This is a genomic window from Salinisphaera sp. T31B1 (assembly GCF_040361275.1).
In the GTDB taxonomy this organism is placed as follows: Bacteria; Pseudomonadota; Gammaproteobacteria; order Nevskiales; family Salinisphaeraceae; genus Salinisphaera.
Genome location: NZ_APNH01000003.1, coordinates 668,431 through 683,827, shown reverse-complemented (window position 1 = coordinate 683,827; position 15,397 = coordinate 668,431). Strand labels below are relative to the sequence as shown.

The 15,397-nt window shown below is 64.9% G+C and carries 14 protein-coding genes and 2 tRNA genes; 7 read left to right on the top strand and 9 right to left on the bottom strand.

The window, feature by feature from the left end; genetic code table 11:
• Position 1 precedes the first annotated feature (1 nt).
• Positions 2–1,141 carry a tyrosine-type recombinase/integrase gene (locus T31B1_RS14595; RefSeq protein ID WP_353250247.1) on the top strand — a complete coding sequence of 380 codons (1,140 nt, stop codon included), beginning with the start codon at positions 2–4 and terminating at the stop codon, positions 1,139–1,141.
• Positions 1,142–1,227: 86 nt separating this feature from the next.
• On the opposite strand, the gene T31B1_RS14590 is transcribed toward T31B1_RS14595, so the two are convergent.
• The 8 genes from T31B1_RS14590 to T31B1_RS14555 all read right to left on the bottom strand — a co-directional run bounded on the left by T31B1_RS14590 (position 1,228) and on the right by T31B1_RS14555 (position 8,153).
• Positions 1,228–1,303, bottom strand: a tRNA-Met gene (locus T31B1_RS14590).
• 69 nt (positions 1,304–1,372) lie between these two features.
• Positions 1,373–2,464, bottom strand: coding sequence for a redox-regulated ATPase YchF (gene ychF, locus T31B1_RS14585; protein ID WP_353250246.1), 1,092 nt, complete (start codon positions 2,462–2,464; stop codon positions 1,373–1,375).
• Positions 2,465–2,468: 4 nt separating this feature from the next.
• Positions 2,469–3,056: an aminoacyl-tRNA hydrolase gene (gene pth / locus T31B1_RS14580; RefSeq protein WP_353250245.1), complete on the bottom strand. Its 588-nt coding sequence runs from the start codon at positions 3,054–3,056 to the stop codon at positions 2,469–2,471.
• A 134-nt stretch (positions 3,057–3,190) separates the two neighbouring features.
• Positions 3,191–3,919 (bottom strand): 50S ribosomal protein L25/general stress protein Ctc, encoded by a 729-nt coding sequence (locus tag T31B1_RS14575; RefSeq protein WP_353250244.1) that lies wholly within the window; start codon positions 3,917–3,919, stop codon positions 3,191–3,193.
• A 168-nt stretch (positions 3,920–4,087) separates the two neighbouring features.
• Complete coding sequence (locus T31B1_RS14570) at positions 4,088–5,041, bottom strand: ribose-phosphate diphosphokinase (protein ID WP_353250243.1); 954 nt, start codon at positions 5,039–5,041, stop codon at positions 4,088–4,090.
• 415 nt (positions 5,042–5,456) lie between these two features.
• A tRNA-Gln gene (locus T31B1_RS14565) sits at positions 5,457–5,531 on the bottom strand.
• Between the two features lie 232 nt (positions 5,532–5,763).
• Positions 5,764–6,390 carry a lipoprotein insertase outer membrane protein LolB gene (gene lolB, locus T31B1_RS14560; protein ID WP_353250242.1) on the bottom strand — a complete coding sequence of 209 codons (627 nt, stop codon included), beginning with the start codon at positions 6,388–6,390 and terminating at the stop codon, positions 5,764–5,766.
• Positions 6,387–8,153, bottom strand: a complete 1,767-nt coding sequence (locus tag T31B1_RS14555; protein ID WP_353250241.1) for a tetratricopeptide repeat protein — start codon at positions 8,151–8,153, stop codon at positions 6,387–6,389. Before T31B1_RS14555 ends, lolB begins: the two co-directional genes overlap by 4 nt.
• A 79-nt stretch (positions 8,154–8,232) precedes the next feature.
• On the opposite strand from T31B1_RS14555, the gene hemA reads away from it, so the two are divergent.
• The 4 genes from hemA to T31B1_RS14535 all read left to right on the top strand — a co-directional run bounded on the left by hemA (position 8,233) and on the right by T31B1_RS14535 (position 12,457).
• Positions 8,233–9,549, top strand: coding sequence for a glutamyl-tRNA reductase (gene hemA, locus T31B1_RS14550; RefSeq protein WP_353250240.1), 1,317 nt, complete (start codon positions 8,233–8,235; stop codon positions 9,547–9,549).
• A complete protein-coding gene (gene prfA, locus T31B1_RS14545) occupies positions 9,546–10,631 on the top strand; it encodes a peptide chain release factor 1 (RefSeq protein WP_353250239.1) in 1,086 nt (361 codons plus the stop codon). The genes hemA and prfA overlap by 4 nt, the downstream gene beginning before the upstream one ends.
• Positions 10,631–11,512: a peptide chain release factor N(5)-glutamine methyltransferase gene (gene prmC, locus T31B1_RS14540; protein ID WP_353250238.1), complete on the top strand. Its 882-nt coding sequence runs from the start codon at positions 10,631–10,633 to the stop codon at positions 11,510–11,512. Before prfA ends, prmC begins: the two co-directional genes overlap by 1 nt.
• Before the next feature lie 252 nt (positions 11,513–11,764).
• Positions 11,765–12,457, top strand: a complete 693-nt coding sequence (locus tag T31B1_RS14535) for a PEP-CTERM sorting domain-containing protein (RefSeq protein ID WP_353250237.1) — start codon at positions 11,765–11,767, stop codon at positions 12,455–12,457.
• 91 nt (positions 12,458–12,548) lie between these two features.
• Here T31B1_RS14535 and T31B1_RS14530 read toward each other — a convergent pair whose 3' ends face one another.
• Positions 12,549–13,559: an isocitrate dehydrogenase gene (locus T31B1_RS14530; protein WP_353250236.1), complete on the bottom strand. Its 1,011-nt coding sequence runs from the start codon at positions 13,557–13,559 to the stop codon at positions 12,549–12,551.
• Between the two features lie 168 nt (positions 13,560–13,727).
• Here T31B1_RS14530 and T31B1_RS14525 point away from each other — a divergent pair, with 168 nt between their 5' ends.
• The gene (locus T31B1_RS14525) at positions 13,728–14,282 is read left to right on the top strand and encodes a L,D-transpeptidase family protein (RefSeq protein ID WP_353250235.1); all 555 of its coding nucleotides are present in this window, start codon (positions 13,728–13,730) and stop codon (positions 14,280–14,282) included.
• A gap of 54 nt (positions 14,283–14,336) precedes the next feature.
• Positions 14,337–15,329 carry a cation efflux transmembrane domain-containing protein gene (locus tag T31B1_RS14520; RefSeq protein WP_353250234.1) on the top strand — a complete coding sequence of 331 codons (993 nt, stop codon included), beginning with the start codon at positions 14,337–14,339 and terminating at the stop codon, positions 15,327–15,329.
• Positions 15,330–15,397: the final 68 nt, after the last annotated feature.

The window sequence follows — 15,397 nt, the reverse complement described above, 5'->3', positions numbered from 1 at the left end:
TATGCCGAAACGAGCAACAGGGCTCACAAAGCGATGGTCGAGAGATCGCCAGACGTACTGGTGGGAAATCGACAAGAGGGTCGGCGGCGAGCGCCTACGCGTCAGCACGGGCACGAGCGACTACGCAGAAGCGGAGCGCCGGCTAGCATACGAGGTCGAGCAGGCACGGCAGCGGCAGGTCTACGGGGTTTCAGAAGCGCGAACGTTCGCCCAGGCGGCGGCGCGGTATCTGGACGAAAACGGCCACAAACGCCCGCGCACGATCGCCCGCGACATACTGGCGCTGGATTTCTTCATGCCGTACATCGGGCACTTGCCGCTGCATCAAGTACATCAGGGCACGCTACAGCCGGCCATAGCGGCCCGTAGCGCGCGCGTGTGCAACGGCACGGTGAATCGGGACATGGCGGCCGTCAGGCGCCCGCTCACGCTCTCTGCGCGTTTGTGGCGAGACGAGAATGGGCGGCCTTGGCTGAATACCGTCCCGCTGATCCAGAAACTGCCGGAGCACGGCAAGCGGCGGCCATACCCGCTCACATGGGACGAGCAGCGCCTGCTGTTCGATCATCTGCCAAGGGACCTGGAACGCATGGCGTTGTTCGATGTGAACACCGGCATGCGCGATCAGGAAATCTGTCAGATGAAATGGTCGTGGGAGGAACGGATCGATGGCCATTCCGTGTTCGTGATCCCGCCCGAAGTGGCGAAGAACGGCGAAGCCCGGCTGGTCGTGTGCAACCGTGTCGCGCAGAACGTCATCGACGGGCAGCGCGGCGCGCACGGCACGTGGGTCTGGCCATCGTCGCGGCCAAGCCGCGCCGGCTTCATAGGGCCAGTCGGCCGCATGCTCAATAACGGGTGGCGGTCTGCGCGCACGAAAGCGGCAGAGAAATACTCGGAGACGATCGGCGGGCCGTGCCCGCGGGACTACGCGCGCATTCGCGTGCACGACCTGCGCCACACGTTCGGCCGGCGCCTCAGGGCAGCAGATGTATCAAAGGAGGACCGCGCGGATCTGCTGGGGCACCGGTCGGGATCGATCACAACGGACTATTCCGCGGCCGAGATCCACAACCTGATTGCCGCCGCGAACAAGGTTTGCGACGGCAAAAGCCGCCCGCTTTTGCGGGTGGTCGGATGATTGCGGGGGGACGGTAAGTCCCCCACATATCCCCCGCGGGCTGGCGGGGGACAATGGGGAGGGGACCGCAAGCCCCTGTTTTGAAATGGTGGCTATGGGTGGATTTGAACCACCGACTCTCGCATTATGAATGCGATGCTCTAACCCCTGAGCTACATAGCCGGAAAGCGGCGCATTTTCTTCGTCCGGCGGATGGATGTCAAGACGCTGGACGGAATTGACGCGCAGGATTCACACGTTGAACCGGAAGTGCACGACGTCGCCTTCGACCATCCGATATTCCTTGCCCTCCAGCCGATGGCGTCCGGCCTCCTTGGCCCCTTTTTCCCCCTTGAGGCTGACATAGTCGTCGTAGCCGATCACCTCGGCACGAATGAAGCCGCGCTCGAAATCGGTATGAATCACGCCCGCGGCCTGCGGTGCGGTGGCGCCGGTACGCACCGTCCAGGCGCGAACCTCCTTGGGCCCGGCGGTAAAGAACGTCTGCAGCCCGAGCAGTGAATAGGCTGCCCGGATCACGCGGTCGAGCCCGGGCTCGTTCAACCCGAGATCGGCGAGAAACTCGGCCTTGTCGTCACCATCGAGCTGAGCCAGCTCGCCTTCCAGCGCTGCACACACCGGTACGACTAGAGCGTTCTGCGCCTGTGCATGCGCCTGGACCCGGTCAAGCAGCGGATTGTCCTCGAACCCGTTCTCGTCGACGTTGGCGACAAACAAGGCCGGCTTGGCCGTGATCAGATGCAGCTCGCGCAGGGCCAGATGCTCGTCCTCGTCCAGGGTCATCGCACGGACCGGCGCGCCGGTATCCAGATGATCGCGCACGCGCTCGAACAGCGCGGCATTACGCTTGGCGGTCTTGTCGCCGGACTTGGCCGCCTTGGCGGTTCGCTCTGCGGCGCGCGTGACGGTGGTCAGATCCGCCAGCGCCAGCTCGGTATCGATGGTCTCGATATCCGATATGGGATCGACGCGACCGGCGACATGCATGACGTCGTCGTCCTCGAAGCACCGCACGACGTGCAGCACTGCATCGGTCTCACGGATGTTGGCAAGAAACTGGTTGCCGAGCCCCTCGCCGGTCGATGCGCCCGCCACCAGACCGGCGATATCGACGAACTCGATCGTGGTGGGCAGCGTCTTCTCCGGGGCGACGATCCCGGCAAGCGCGGCCAGCCGCGGATCGGGCACCGCCACCACGCCCACGTTCGGATCGATGGTGCAGAACGGATAATTCTCCGCCGGTATCTCGGCGGCGGTGAGCGCGTTGAATAGCGTGGACTTGCCAACGTTCGGCAGTCCGACGATGCCTACCTGAAGTGCCATGGAATCAACCGGGTTGCTTACGGGAGTTGAGCTGCTGGGCGCCGCGGTTCCAGCCACGCTCGCGGATGGTGTCGATAGCCTCCAGCGCCGCGTCGATGGCCGCGTCGATGGCGATCTGATCGTCGGCGGACGGTTTGCCCAGTACGTGTGCCAGCACCCCGGCACTATCGCCGGGATGGCCGACGCCGATACGCAGGCGCTTGTACTGTGAGCCGATCACGCGGTGGATGTCGCGGAGTCCATTGTGGCCGCCGTGCCCACCCGATTCCTTGAGCCGGGCCGTACCGGCGGGCAGGTCGAGCTCGTCGTGGACGACCAGTATCTGCGGCGCAGCGATCTTGTGGAACGCGCACAGCGGCTGTATCGCCTCGCCGCTGACATTCATGAAGGTCATGGGCTTGAGCAGCCACAGCGTTTCCGGGCCAGCCCCAACGCGGGCCAACTCACCCTTGAAACGCTTTTCCGGGGCGAACGAGACGCGCCAGCGGCGCGCGAGCGCGTCGGCCAGCCAGAAACCGGCGTTGTGCCGATCACGTTCATGGTCGGCCCCGGGATTGCCCAGGGCCACGATCGCCCGTATCGCCTCGCTCATGTGCGCTCGCCGCTCGATATAAAGACCTGCGCCGGCGGCCTGATGCCGGACGCGCATGAGCCCGGACGAGGATCGCCCGGGCTCATGGTCTGGGTCGTTCGGGTGGTGTAGAAGCCAGCCGACCCGCGACGGGGCTACTTGTCCTCGTCGCTGTCCTCGCCTTCGGACTCGCCCGAGTCGCCGTCGTCTTCGCCGGCGTCGTCTTCTTCGCCCTCGGCCGCCTCTGCGGCGGCCGCTTCGGCCTCGGCCTCTTCCTCGGCCTCGAGCTCGATGGCTGCACGCGGCACCTGCACCGACACCACGGTGCGGTCGGTCTGCTCGTCCTCGTCGCCCATCAGTTCGACGATCTCGACGCCCTCGGGCAGCACCAGCTCGCTCAGGTGCACCGAGTCGTGCAGATGCAGCTTGGAGCAGTCGACTTCGATGTACTCCGGCAGATTACGCGGCAGACACTCGATCTCGACGTCGTTCATGTTGTGCTGGATGACGCCGTCTTCGTCGGTCACGCCCGGGCACTCGTCTTCGCCGGCGAAGTGCAGCGGAACGCTCATGCGCAGCGTCTCGCCGGCCACGATGCGCAGGAAGTCGGCGTGTTCAATGAACGGCCTTGCCGGATGACGCTGCAGATCGCGCAGAACCGCTTCCTCGGTCGCGCCGCCGTTGATCTTGATCTTGATGATGTGGGAGAAGAACGCCTCGTTGTCCAAATGATGGTTGAGGTCGTTGTGCTCCAGGCTCAGCATGACCGGATCACCATTGCCGCCGTAGATGACGGCCGGCACACGACCGGACTTGCGCAGCCGGCGATTCTCGGCGCGGCCCGTGGCGGTCCGTTTTTCCGCATTCAGCTCAAAGGCATCCATATCGATTCGCTCCAGATATTAAGATGGCCAGTGCGCTCGCACCTGGCCTCCCGATCGTATTCATGCTGGCAGGTCGCGGCCCGCCGGGCCCAAAAGACCGCGTAGTATACGCCGTTGTGCGGCAAATGCACGGCCTGCGGGCGGTCTTTTTAACAACTTGTGCGCTGATCAGTCGACATACAGCGTCGACACCGACTCCTCGTTGCTCACCCGCCGGATGGTCTCGGCCAGCAGCGCGGCAATATGCAGCTGGCGGATCTTGCCGCAGGCGGCGGCATCCGGCGACAACGGAATGGTGTCCGAGACGACCAGTTCGTCGAGCCGCGAATTGCTGATGTTCTCCACGGCCTTACCCGATAGCACGGGATGAGTGACATAGGCCTTGACCTTCACTGCACCCTGGTTCTTCAGCGCGTCGGCAGCCTGGCACAACGTACCGGCGGTATCGACCAGATCATCGACCATGATGCAGGTCTTGCCGCGCACATCGCCGATGATGTTCATCACCTTCGCTTCGTTTGCCTTGGGTCGGCGCTTGTCGATGATGGCCAGATCGGCATCCTCCAGCCGCTTGGCCAAGGCCCGCGCGCGGACCACGCCTCCAACGTCCGGCGACACGACGATGAGATTATCTTCCTTCTGGCGCCATATATCGCCCAGGAGGATTGGCGAGGCATAGACATTGTCGACCGGCATGTCGAAAAAGCCCTGGATCTGATCGGCGTGCAGATCGACCGTCAGCACACGGTCGGTGCCAACCGCTCCGAGCATGCTGGCGACGACCTTGGCCGAGATGGGCACCCGCGCCGATCTGGGGCGGCGATCCTGGCGTGCATAGCCGAAATACGGCACGACCGCCGTGATTCGACCGGCCGATGCCCGGTGGAGCGCATCGATCAGCATCAACAGCTCCATCACATTGTCGTTGGTCGGCCGACAGGTCGACTGCACCACGAACACGTCGCGTCCGCGTACGTTCTCTTCGATCTCGACCGCGATTTCGCCGTCGGAGAACTTGCCCACACTGGCCTTGCCGACCGGCAGCTTGAGATAGCCCGCTACATCCCGCGCCAACGCCGGATTGGCGTTGCCGGTAAACACCATCAACCTGGAATCTGTCATGTGTGCGCTGCCGTGCTATCAATCGAATTCGTTGTCGTGGCAGGAGCCTTGTCGGGCCGATTACCGGCCCTGCAGGAACCGTCCCTGCCTCCCCTGCCCGCGCGTACAGACATATCGCTTACGACCGGGCCGAAGACGGCCTGGGCCGCGGTATCTGGCCAAGCGGGCCGGTCGCGCCCTGGCGCGCTCACAAACCCCGGCAGGATCACCGCTCGCCCTTCGGTCATAACCGCTTGCGCGGGCGTCACTAATATTGGCTGGGGCGGCAGGATTATTCGCCACCTCACGGTGGCTCACCCTACGGGCCCGCGTCGCTTCGCTCCGCGGTTCGATCACACTCATGCGTGATCGTCGAACCTGCAGGATTCTCATCCTGCCGCCTCAGTCGTGCCCGCTTACGCGGGCGTCTCATTGTTGGCTGGGGCGGCAGGATTCGAACCTGCGGTACACGGGATCAAAACCCGATGCCTTACCGCTTGGCTACGCCCCATCAAAACTCGTTGTCTTCGCTCGTTCGAATGCTACTGCTACGCGGCCGCAAACGAACCTGCGGGATCTTCGATACCTGCGGGACACGGGGATCAAAACCCGATGCCTTGCCGCGAGGCCGCGCCCCTTCAAAACTCGCTGTCTTCGTTCGTTCGGATCCTGCCGCTCGGCGATCGGGTCCGAGGGTCGGGTTGTTTCAAGGCGCGGTATTTTCTTGGCTGACCCGCGTGCTGTCAATTCGTCCCGGATGCGTCATCGTTGTCCAGCCAGCGGTCCACGACCAGGCGAATCCGGGTCTCGCCGTTGTCGAGCACGATGCGTCGCGGCAGTGCCGGCGCGCCTTCGGGGCTCGAATAGGCAGGAAACGACAGCCTCCAGCCCTGCTGATCCAGAGCTACGAGATGCCCCTCACCGTCCACGCTGATGCTCTGATATTGCCCGGGCGCAGGCAGACCGCGCGCCCAGTAGCGCAAGGGTTCCAGCGGGAAGGTCCACCCCAAAGTGCGCTCGACGAGCGCATCGGGCTCCGTGGTCACCATACGACGGTCCTTGGTATGGATGATCACACCCTGTTCGAGGCTGCCCTCGGCGCGGAAACCGCCTGCACCCAGTGGACCGGACAAACGCACATCGAAATGCTCCGCGTTCTGACGCCAGCTGAGGTTGCCGGTCCAGCCCAGCAGCTGACCGGTGGCCACGCGTCCCTGAAGCGCCCAGACGTCGAAATCCTCGACGGCGCGCTTGTGATCGAGCCAGGCAACGGCATCGACCACGCCGGGCTCGGCTTCCGGCGGCTTGCGGATGATGGCGCAGCCGGAGATGACGAAGGCGACCAGCGCAAGCGCAGCAAACTGTTTCATGGATCGAGTCGGTTCATGGTGGCACGCAAGATCGGGTGATCCGGATTGTCGGCCAACGCATCCTGCCAGACCCGGCGCGCCGCGTCGCGATCTCCCTGGGCCCAGAGGACTTCGCCCAGGTGTGCGGCGACCTCGCCATCGGGATAGGCACGATAGGCGCGCTCGAGGTAGTGCCGGGCCTGATCTAGATGGCCGAGCCGATACTGTACCCATCCCATGCTGTCGAGAATGGCCGGATTGTCGGGGTCGGCCGCAAGCGCCTTCTGGATATAGTCCAGGGCGCGATCGTAGTCACGCGTATGGTTGGTCAGAAGATAACCGAGGGCGTTGAGTGCGCGCGCATCGTCCGGCTCGTCGTCGAGCACCGCGCGCAGATCCGCCTCGGCGGCATCGACCCGGCCCAGACGCTCATAGGCAATCGAGCGGCCATAGAGCAGTTCTGCATTGCCCGGCACCTCCTCAAGGCCTTGATCGTAGATATCCACCGCCGCGACCGGCTGGTTGGCCTCGTAGAGCATCTGGCCCTCGGCGGCATACAGCTGATTGGCGAGTTCCGGATATGTCGAACGCAATGAAACAAGCCGCGCCCGCGCCCCGGCCAGATCGCCCTGCTTGTAGATCATTCGGGCCGCGCGCACCTGGGATTCGAACGCGTGTGCGCCGTTTTCAACGCGCTGATACCAGCCGGCGGCCTCGGCGTAATCCCGGCGCTGCTCAGCGATCGTGCCCAGGTAGTAAGCCGCGTCGTCGGAGCGATCGCTGGACTCGTACAAGCGCGTGAATGCATCTTCGGCCTGATCGAGATCGCCTTGGCTCAACGAGAGGATGGCCTGGCCATACCGCGCTTCGTTGTTATCGGGCTGCAACGCGATCGCATGCCGGAACTCGTCGAGTGCTGCCTCGTCCTGGTCGGCCTCGATCAACAAACGTGCCAGGGCCATGTGGTACTCCGCACGCGTGGCGGCATTGCCCGGCAAATCGTCGACCAGGGCCTGTGCCTTGCCGGGTTCGTCGTTGCGTATCCACACGCCAGCCTGAAGCAGCACGGCGTCGTTCCATTCCGGCTCAAGTGCCAGCGCGCGTTCGGCCGCACGCTGGGCCACGGCGTTGCGGCCATAGCGCAGCGCCAGCACGCCCAAAGCATATTGTGCGGCTGCACTGCCCCGGTCTTGCTGAGCCATGCCACTGAGTGTTTCCACGGCCAGATCCGCGTGCGGGTCTTCGCCGCTGAGCACGTCGGCCAACAGCGAGTAGCCGATATCGGGCGAGGCGGAGGCGTCGACCAGCGCCGGGGCATGCTCGGCCAGGCCGGCGGCATCGTCGTTGACCAGCGCCAGCCGCGTGGCGATACGCTGGGCGTCCAGAGAATCCGGCTGTGCACGCGCCCACGCGTCGGCGGCACGATAGGCCAACGCCGCATCACCGGCATACAACGCGATCCGGGTGGCGCGTTGAGCCAGTTCGGCATCGTTGGAATAATCCAGAGCGGCCACATATTCAGTGGCCGCGCGTTCCCGATTGCCTCGCTGGATAGCCATCTCGCCGGCCAGCACGTGGTACTCGTAGGCCGCGCGGCGACTCGATGCCGGCGAAGTGACGTCGGTGGCATCGATTCGCAGGTCGTCGGTCCGTTCCGGCAATGTCTGGCTGGCGCAGCCGGCCATGGTCAGGATCATGCCGGTCAGCGCGGCGTAGGCGAACGCGCCGGACCGGCGGCCGGCGGCGCCCGCGCGCATCGGGCCTTTCACGTCGTAGGTTTGCATGGCCGGATGATACCGCGCCGGTCGCGCGGGCTGCCACGCAAACCGGCGCTTTGCTTCACCGAGGCTGTAGAATGACGCCATGACGCTGTTGACCGTGGGCCTGAACCACACCACCGCGCCGCTGTCCGTGCGCGAAACCGCCGCCTTTCCACCCGAGCAGTTCGATTCCGCGCTCGATGACTTTTTGCGCCTGCCCCATGTCGAAGAAGGCGCCATTTTGTCGACCTGCAACCGTACCGAACTGTACGCGGTGACCGATGCACCGGGCGATGCGAATCTGCGCGATTGGCTGTGTCACCAGCGCGGATTGCCCTGTGCCGACATGACACAGCATTTCTATGTCTATCGCGATCGCGATACCGTGCGTCACAGCCTGCGCGTTGCTGCCGGGCTGGATTCGATGATCCTGGGCGAGCCGCAGATTCTCGGCCAGATGAAAAATGCCTACCGGTCGGCCCGTGCGGCCCGCGGCGCCGGCCCGCTGCTGACCCGGCTGTTCGAACACAGCTTCGCGGTGGCCAAGCAAATCCGCAGCCAGACCGATATCGGTGCCAATCCCGTCTCGGTTGCCTATGCCGGCGTGAGCCTGGCCCGGCAGATCTTCGCCGACCTGGGCACCACCTGCGCGATGTTCATCGGCGCCGGCGAGACCATCGATCTGGCCGCGCGCTACCTGGCCGAGACCGGCGTACGCCGCATGGTGTTCGCCAACCGCAGCCTGGACCGGGCCCAGGCACTAGCGACCCGCTACCACGGATATGCGATCGCCCTGTCGGATATCGCCGGCCATCTGGCCGAGGCCGACATGGTCGTGTCCTCGACCGCCGCCCCTGGCTATATGGTGCACTTGTCCCAGCTCAAGGCCGCGGTCAAGCAGCGCCGCCGCAAGCCGATGTTCGTGCTTGATCTGGCCGTGCCCCGCGATATCGATCCGGCGGCCGGCGAACTTGAGGACATCTATCTTTATTCGGTCGACGATCTGCAAAGCGTGATCGACGACAACATGGCCTCTCGTCAACAGGCTGCGCGGCTGGCCAACGGCATGCTCGATGCGCGTATCGAGGAATACATCGACTGGCTGGACTCGCGACAGGCCACCGATACCATCCGCATCATGCGCGAGCGCGCCCACCAGGCGCGCGCGCAGGTGATGGCCCAGGCACGACGACGCATCGCCCGCGGCGATGCCGCGGAAGATGTGCTCGATTTCGTGGGCCACACGCTTACCAACAAGCTCATGCACGCGCCGAGTGCGACCCTGCGCAAAGCCCGTGGCGCCCATCAGCAGGAACTGCTGACCGGTGCCCGCGCGCTGTTCCAGATCGAAGACGCCTTCGATCATTCCATGGAACCGCTGTCGAACTCGGACGCAGACCAAGGCAAGAACGATCAATGAAAGATTCACTGCGCGCCAAGCTCGAGGAACTGGTCGAACGACACGAGGATCTGACCCACTCGCTGTCGGATCCCGAAATCATCAACGACCAGGACAAGTTCCGGCGCATGTCGCAGGAATATGCCCAGCTCGAGGAGCTCTCGGCGGATTATCGCGCCTGGCGAGCGCTGGTCGGCGAGATCGCCGATCTCGAAGAGATGCAGAACGCCGAAGAGCCCGAACTTCGCGAGATGGCGGAATCGGAACTCGATGGCGCTCGCGAACGGCTGGATTCGCTGGAAGCCGCGTTGCGCCGGCATCTGATCCCGCGCGATCCCAACGATGACGCCAATCTTTATCTGGAGATACGCGCCGGCACCGGGGGTGACGAAGCCGCGCTGTTCGCCGGCGACCTGCTGCGCATGTATACGACGTATGCCGAAAAGCACGGCTGGCAGGTCGAGATACTCTCGGAGTCGGCAGGCGAGCACGGTGGCTACAAGGAAGTCATTTCCCGTCTGATCGGCGCCGGCGCATTCTCCCAGCTCAAGTTCGAGTCCGGGGCCCACCGCGTGCAACGAGTGCCGGCCACCGAATCCCAGGGGCGTATCCACACCTCGGCCTGTACGGTCGCTGTGCTGCCGGAGCTCGACGAAGTCGGCGCGATCGATATCAACCCCAACGACCTCCGCGTTGATACGTTCCGCGCGGCCGGTGCCGGCGGCCAGCATGTCAACAAGACCGATTCGGCGATCCGGATCACCCACATACCCACGGGCGTCGTGGTCGAATGTCAGCAGGAGCGCTCGCAGCACAAGAACCGCGCCAAGGCAATGGCGCTGCTGCAGACCAAGCTGCTGACCGCCGAGCAGGACAAGCAGACCAGCGAGCAGGCGGCCACCCGCAAGAAACTGGTGGGCAGCGGCGATCGATCGGAGCGCATCCGCACCTACAATTTCCCGCAGGGGCGAGTCACCGACCACCGCATCAATCTGACCCTGTACAAGCTCGACGACGTAATGGCCGGCAATCTCGAGGAAATCGTCGATGCGCTGACCAGCGAATATCAGGCCGACCAGCTCGCCGAACTCGGCGCGGCCTGATGAACCGAGCCGGGCCGGACGAACCGGTCACGCGGGCACAGGCACGCCTGGCGCTGGCCCACCGGCTGGCTGCGGTCAGCGACACCCCCGACCTGGAGGCGCGCTGGCTGTTGCAGCACGTCCTGGGTCTCAGCGACGCCCAGCTGATAATCGCCGGCGATCGCCCGCTCGCCCAGGCCGAACAGGTGCATCTGGCCGAGTGCGCGGCTCGGCGGCTGGCCGGCGAACCGCTGGCTTATGTGCTGGGCCGGGTCGGATTCTGGTCCCTGGATCTGGCGGTCACCCCCGATGTACTGATTCCGCGCCCGGATACGGAAACCCTGGTGGAGACAGTGCTGGCTCGCCTGCCCGCCGATCGGCCGCTACAAATCGTGGACCTGGGCACGGGCTCGGGGGCCGTTGCCCTGGCCCTGGCCCGGGAACGCCCGCACTGGCGTCTGACGGCCACCGATCGCAGCGACAGCGCACTCTCCGTTGCACGAGGCAACGCCGCGCGCCTGGGGCTCGGTCATGTGACATTTGCCGCCGGCGACTGGTTCGGTGCCATCGAAGGGCGCCGTTTTCAGGCCATCGTGTCCAACCCACCGTACATAGCCGAGGGTGATGCGCACCTGCCCGCCCTGGCCCACGAACCGCTGACCGCCCTGGTAGCCAAAGACAACGGGATGGCGGATCTGGCCACCCTCGCCGCCGGCGCTGCGGCCCATCTCGAGCCGGGCGGGTGGCTGCTGGTCGAACACGGCCTCGATCAGGGTCATGCGGCTCGCCAGCTGTTCCGCAATGGCCAGCTGTCTGAAGTCGCAACCGTGGACGATCTGGCGGGGCGACCGCGCGTGACCGTGGGCCGTCGCGTCGGAAGCGATGACACCTCGCACGTCTGAATTCGGCCGAGCCGGACGCGCAAGCGACACTTCAAACGCCTGTATGCAAAATAAAAACGATGTCATTCAGCGCGTGCCGATGTCTTGCCGCCGCAGGGTCCCCTGTCGTGAAACTTTGCAGTGGCTTCGCGACTAATTGCACACGACAAACCTAACCAGTTGAAAAATTGACAAATCGGCAGCCTGGCACGCTTCTGGCTTTATCGGTCGTGCTCCTAACAACAACAACCAGGCACGAGGAAGCGACCTAACATGAAAATCATTCGACAGACCGCCGTAGCCGGCACCCTGCTGGCAATCGCCGGCGCCGCCAGCGCAGCCACCATCACCTACGACGCCACCCCCGACGCCAACGGCGTGCCGATGTCCAGCGTCGCCGGTGCCACCACCGTGGACTTCAATAGCGGCTGCGGATATGCCAGCTGCTCCGGCAACTACGCGATCGTCAGCGGCAGCGCCTCTGGCCTGTATGCCGCGCCGTTCGTTCCCGCCAGCGGTAGCGCCGACTCGACGCCCTACCTGACGGTGCCGCAGAACCTGAGCCAGTCGCCGGTCTCTGCGACCTTCTCGCTGGGCACGACCGCGGATTACTTCGGCTTGTACTGGGGTTCGATCGACGACTACAACTCGATCGCGTTCCTGCTCAACGGTACGGAAGTCGCATCGTTCCTGGGCACCGACATCATGCCCCCGGCCGACGGCAACCAGACCGCTGCAAACACCAACATGTATGTCAACTTCTTCTCGCTGCCCACCTTCGACAGCATCACGCTGACGAGCACGCAGTATGCGTTCGAAAGCGACAACCATGCGTTCGCTCTGCTGGGCGGCAGCCAGGACGTACCCGAGCCGGGCAGCCTGGCGCTGTTCGGTATCGGCGCTGCCGGCCTGCTCTGGGGCCTGCGCAAGCGTCGCGTGAACGGCGGCACGCCCCTGATGGGCTAAGCCGACCTGAGTTCGCGCTCCCGGGGCGCGATACAGGGCCCCTCGCCGCCGCCGGCAGCGAGGGGCTTTTTATTGCGCGCAGCGCGCGCAATCAGAGACGCTCGATGATGGCGTCAGTGAAACCATCGGTGGTGCCGTCGCCCCCCAGATCCGGTGTGGTTCGGTCGTGATCGGCAACGGCGGCACGAACCGCGGTACGAATCCGGTTGGCGTTGTCCGGCTGTCCGATGTGTTCGAGCAACAGTGCCGCGGCCAGCACCACCGAAATGGGGTTGGCGATGTTCTTGCCGGCGATATCCGGCGCGCTGCCGTGCACGGCTTCGAACATCGCACAGTTTTCGCCGATATTCGCCCCGGGCGCCAGCCCCAGGCCCCCGATCAGGCCGGCACACAGGTCCGAGATGATGTCGCCGAACAGATTGGTGGTGACGATGACGTCGAACGTCTCCGGATACATCACCAGCTTCATCGCACAGGCGTCGACAATGACTTCGTCATGCTCGATATCGTCGTACTGCGCCGAGATTTCGCGGCCGACCTCGAGGAACAGCCCGGAGGTCGACTTCATGATATTGGCCTTGTGCGCGAGCGTGACCTTCTTGCGCCCGCGCGAACGCGCGAGTTCGAATGCGAACCGGATGATGCGCTCGGACTGCTCGCGCGTGATCACCGACAAGGCCTCGGCCCGGGTACCGTCCTCGGAGACGGTCTGGCCCTCGCCGGAATACATCCCGCCCTTGTTTTCGCGCACCGTGATGATATCCAGGTCGTGATAGCGCGACTTGGTGCCCGGCATGGACAGCGTCGGCCGGACGTTCGCATACAGATCGAACTGCTTGCGCATCGCCACGTTGACCGAACGGTACCCCTTGCCCGAGGGCGTGGTGACCGGGCCCTTGAGGACCAGTCCGGTACGCTCGATGGACGCCATGGCCGAGTCGGGCATCACATCCGACTCGCCGGCATCCAGTGCCGCCTGGCCGACGAGGACCTCTTCGTATTCCAGCCCCGGATCGAGTTCGTCGAGTATCCGCAAGGCGGCGTTGACGATGTCGGGTCCGATTCCGTCGCCCTTGATGATGGTGACCGGCGTTTTGCTCATGACGCGTCCTGTTGCAAGATGAAATCGTGCAGGCGCGGCATGCACCGTCGGGCGCATGCCGTATCGCCCTGATGTCCTGCATCCTAGCACCCACCGCACCGTCGCCGGGTTCGGTCAGCGACACCGGCTGCGCTATGATCCGCCCACGCCGCGCCACTACTACGCATCATGCCGACTGCGACGAAGAGTCCGTTCAAGCGACGTTTCACGACCCAGCGCCCCGCGCTGCAATGGCTGCTGGGCGCCATGCTCGGCCTGTGGGTTGCCGGCGCGGCGCTGGCGGATGTCGGCCCAGGGGCCGGTCGGGCCGGCACGGTGGATCTGGTCGTGGTGCTCAAGTCCGAACGGGTGATCTATCTATATGACGACGGACTGATCGTTGGCCAGTATCCGATCGCGCTCGGCAAGAATCCGCTCGGCACCAAACAGCATCGCGGCGACAACCGGACGCCCGAGGGCGCCTACACGCTGGATTGGCGCAACCCCGACAGCATCTTCCACCGCTCGATTCATATCTCGTATCCGGATGCGCAGGACCGCGAGTCTGCCTGGGCCGACGGCCAGGACCCCGGCGATCTGATCATGATTCACGGCCAGCCCGGCTATGACGATCGACCGCGCACCGGCGACTGGACCAACGGCTGTATTGCGGTGTCCAACGCGGCGATCGACGATATCTGGGCACGAGTGGCCGACGGTACGCCGATCCATATCTATCCTTGAGTGCGCCATGGTCGTCGATTGCGCCGTATCCGCCCTTCCTATGCTACCGAGCCCATGACCCGGCGCCCTGAACCGCGCCGGCCCGGCCGTCTGCCACCGCAAAAGCGCCGCGTGCTGACGCAGGCCCGGCGCCAGGAGTGGCTGGTGCTCGGCCTGCGAATCAGCGTGGTGATTGCACTCTATGCAGCGCTGGGCAGCACCCAGTCGCTGACCGCGATCTGGCTCAAGAGCCTGTGGGCACTGCTGCCGCCGATCGCTTTCCTGACGGCCTGCCGAGTCGAGCGGCGCGAACCGACGCCGCGTTTCCCCTACGGTTTCTATCGCGCCGGCAGTATCGCCTTTCTCACCTCTGCCCTGGCACTCAGCTGCATGGGGCTGTATCTGCTGTACTCGGCCCTCCACGGCTGGCTCGCCGGACGCCACCCGTCTCTGACGACGATCGCCGCTGACAACGTCTGGCACTGGCCAGGCTGGCCGATTCTGGCGGCTATCGCCTACAGCGCTGCGGTGCCCTGGTTCGCCGGCCGTGCCCGCCAACGCCGGGCTATCGCGCTGCACGACAAGGGTCTGTTCGCCGATGCCACCATGGGCCGGGTCAGCTGGCGAGCCGCTGCCGCAGCGGGACTGGGCGTGATCGGCATCGGGCTGGGCGTCTGGTGGGCGGATATCGCGGCGACCGTAGTCATCTCGATCGACGTGCTCTGGCACGGGCTGCGCCATCTGCGCACCGCGACCTGCGATCTGATCGACGAAGTACCGCGGCGTATCGGCAGCAACGCGCTCGACCCGGCCGGGCGCCGGATCCACGACTATCTGGACAGCCTGGACTGGGTCGCCGATGCGCGAATCCGCCTGCGCGAGGAAGGTCGTCTGCTGACCGGCGTGGCGCTGATCTGTCCGCACGACACGATCTGCGACGAGCCCGGCCTGATCGAACGTATCGACGCGGCGCGCGCCGAGATCGAAGCCGGCGACTGGCGGCTGCTGGATTTCGAGCTGGTGCCGGTCGGCCGGCGCCGGTGGGAGGCCGAACTGCGTGACCGATGAACACCTCAGCGGGTACGGCGCGCTTGGTCGCGCTATCATGTCCGGCCGTTTCGCTGACTATTCGAGCC

What these genes read in the sequence shown, in the direction of transcription:
- prfA (WP_353250239.1), top strand. Translation starts at nt 9,546, where the DNA reads ATGAAAGATTCACTGCGCGCCAAGCTCGAGGAACTGGTCGAACGACAC.
- T31B1_RS14535 (WP_353250237.1), top strand. Translation starts at nt 11,765, where the DNA reads ATGAAAATCATTCGACAGACCGCCGTAGCCGGCACCCTGCTGGCAATC.
- T31B1_RS14530 (WP_353250236.1), bottom strand. Translation starts at nt 13,559, where the DNA reads ATGAGCAAAACGCCGGTCACCATCATCAAGGGCGACGGAATCGGACCC.
- lolB (WP_353250242.1), bottom strand. Translation starts at nt 6,390, where the DNA reads ATGAAACAGTTTGCTGCGCTTGCGCTGGTCGCCTTCGTCATCTCCGGC.
- T31B1_RS14555 (WP_353250241.1), bottom strand. Translation starts at nt 8,153, where the DNA reads ATGCAAACCTACGACGTGAAAGGCCCGATGCGCGCGGGCGCCGCCGGC.
- T31B1_RS14520 (WP_353250234.1), top strand. Translation starts at nt 14,337, where the DNA reads ATGACCCGGCGCCCTGAACCGCGCCGGCCCGGCCGTCTGCCACCGCAA.
- T31B1_RS14575 (WP_353250244.1), bottom strand. Translation starts at nt 3,919, where the DNA reads ATGGATGCCTTTGAGCTGAATGCGGAAAAACGGACCGCCACGGGCCGC.
- T31B1_RS14525 (WP_353250235.1), top strand. Translation starts at nt 13,728, where the DNA reads ATGCCGACTGCGACGAAGAGTCCGTTCAAGCGACGTTTCACGACCCAG.
- T31B1_RS14595 (WP_353250247.1), top strand. Translation starts at nt 2, where the DNA reads ATGCCGAAACGAGCAACAGGGCTCACAAAGCGATGGTCGAGAGATCGC.
- hemA (WP_353250240.1), top strand. Translation starts at nt 8,233, where the DNA reads ATGACGCTGTTGACCGTGGGCCTGAACCACACCACCGCGCCGCTGTCC.
- ychF (WP_353250246.1), bottom strand. Translation starts at nt 2,464, where the DNA reads ATGGCACTTCAGGTAGGCATCGTCGGACTGCCGAACGTTGGCAAGTCC.
- pth (WP_353250245.1), bottom strand. Translation starts at nt 3,056, where the DNA reads ATGAGCGAGGCGATACGGGCGATCGTGGCCCTGGGCAATCCCGGGGCC.
- prmC (WP_353250238.1), top strand. Translation starts at nt 10,631, where the DNA reads ATGAACCGAGCCGGGCCGGACGAACCGGTCACGCGGGCACAGGCACGC.
- T31B1_RS14570 (WP_353250243.1), bottom strand. Translation starts at nt 5,041, where the DNA reads ATGACAGATTCCAGGTTGATGGTGTTTACCGGCAACGCCAATCCGGCG.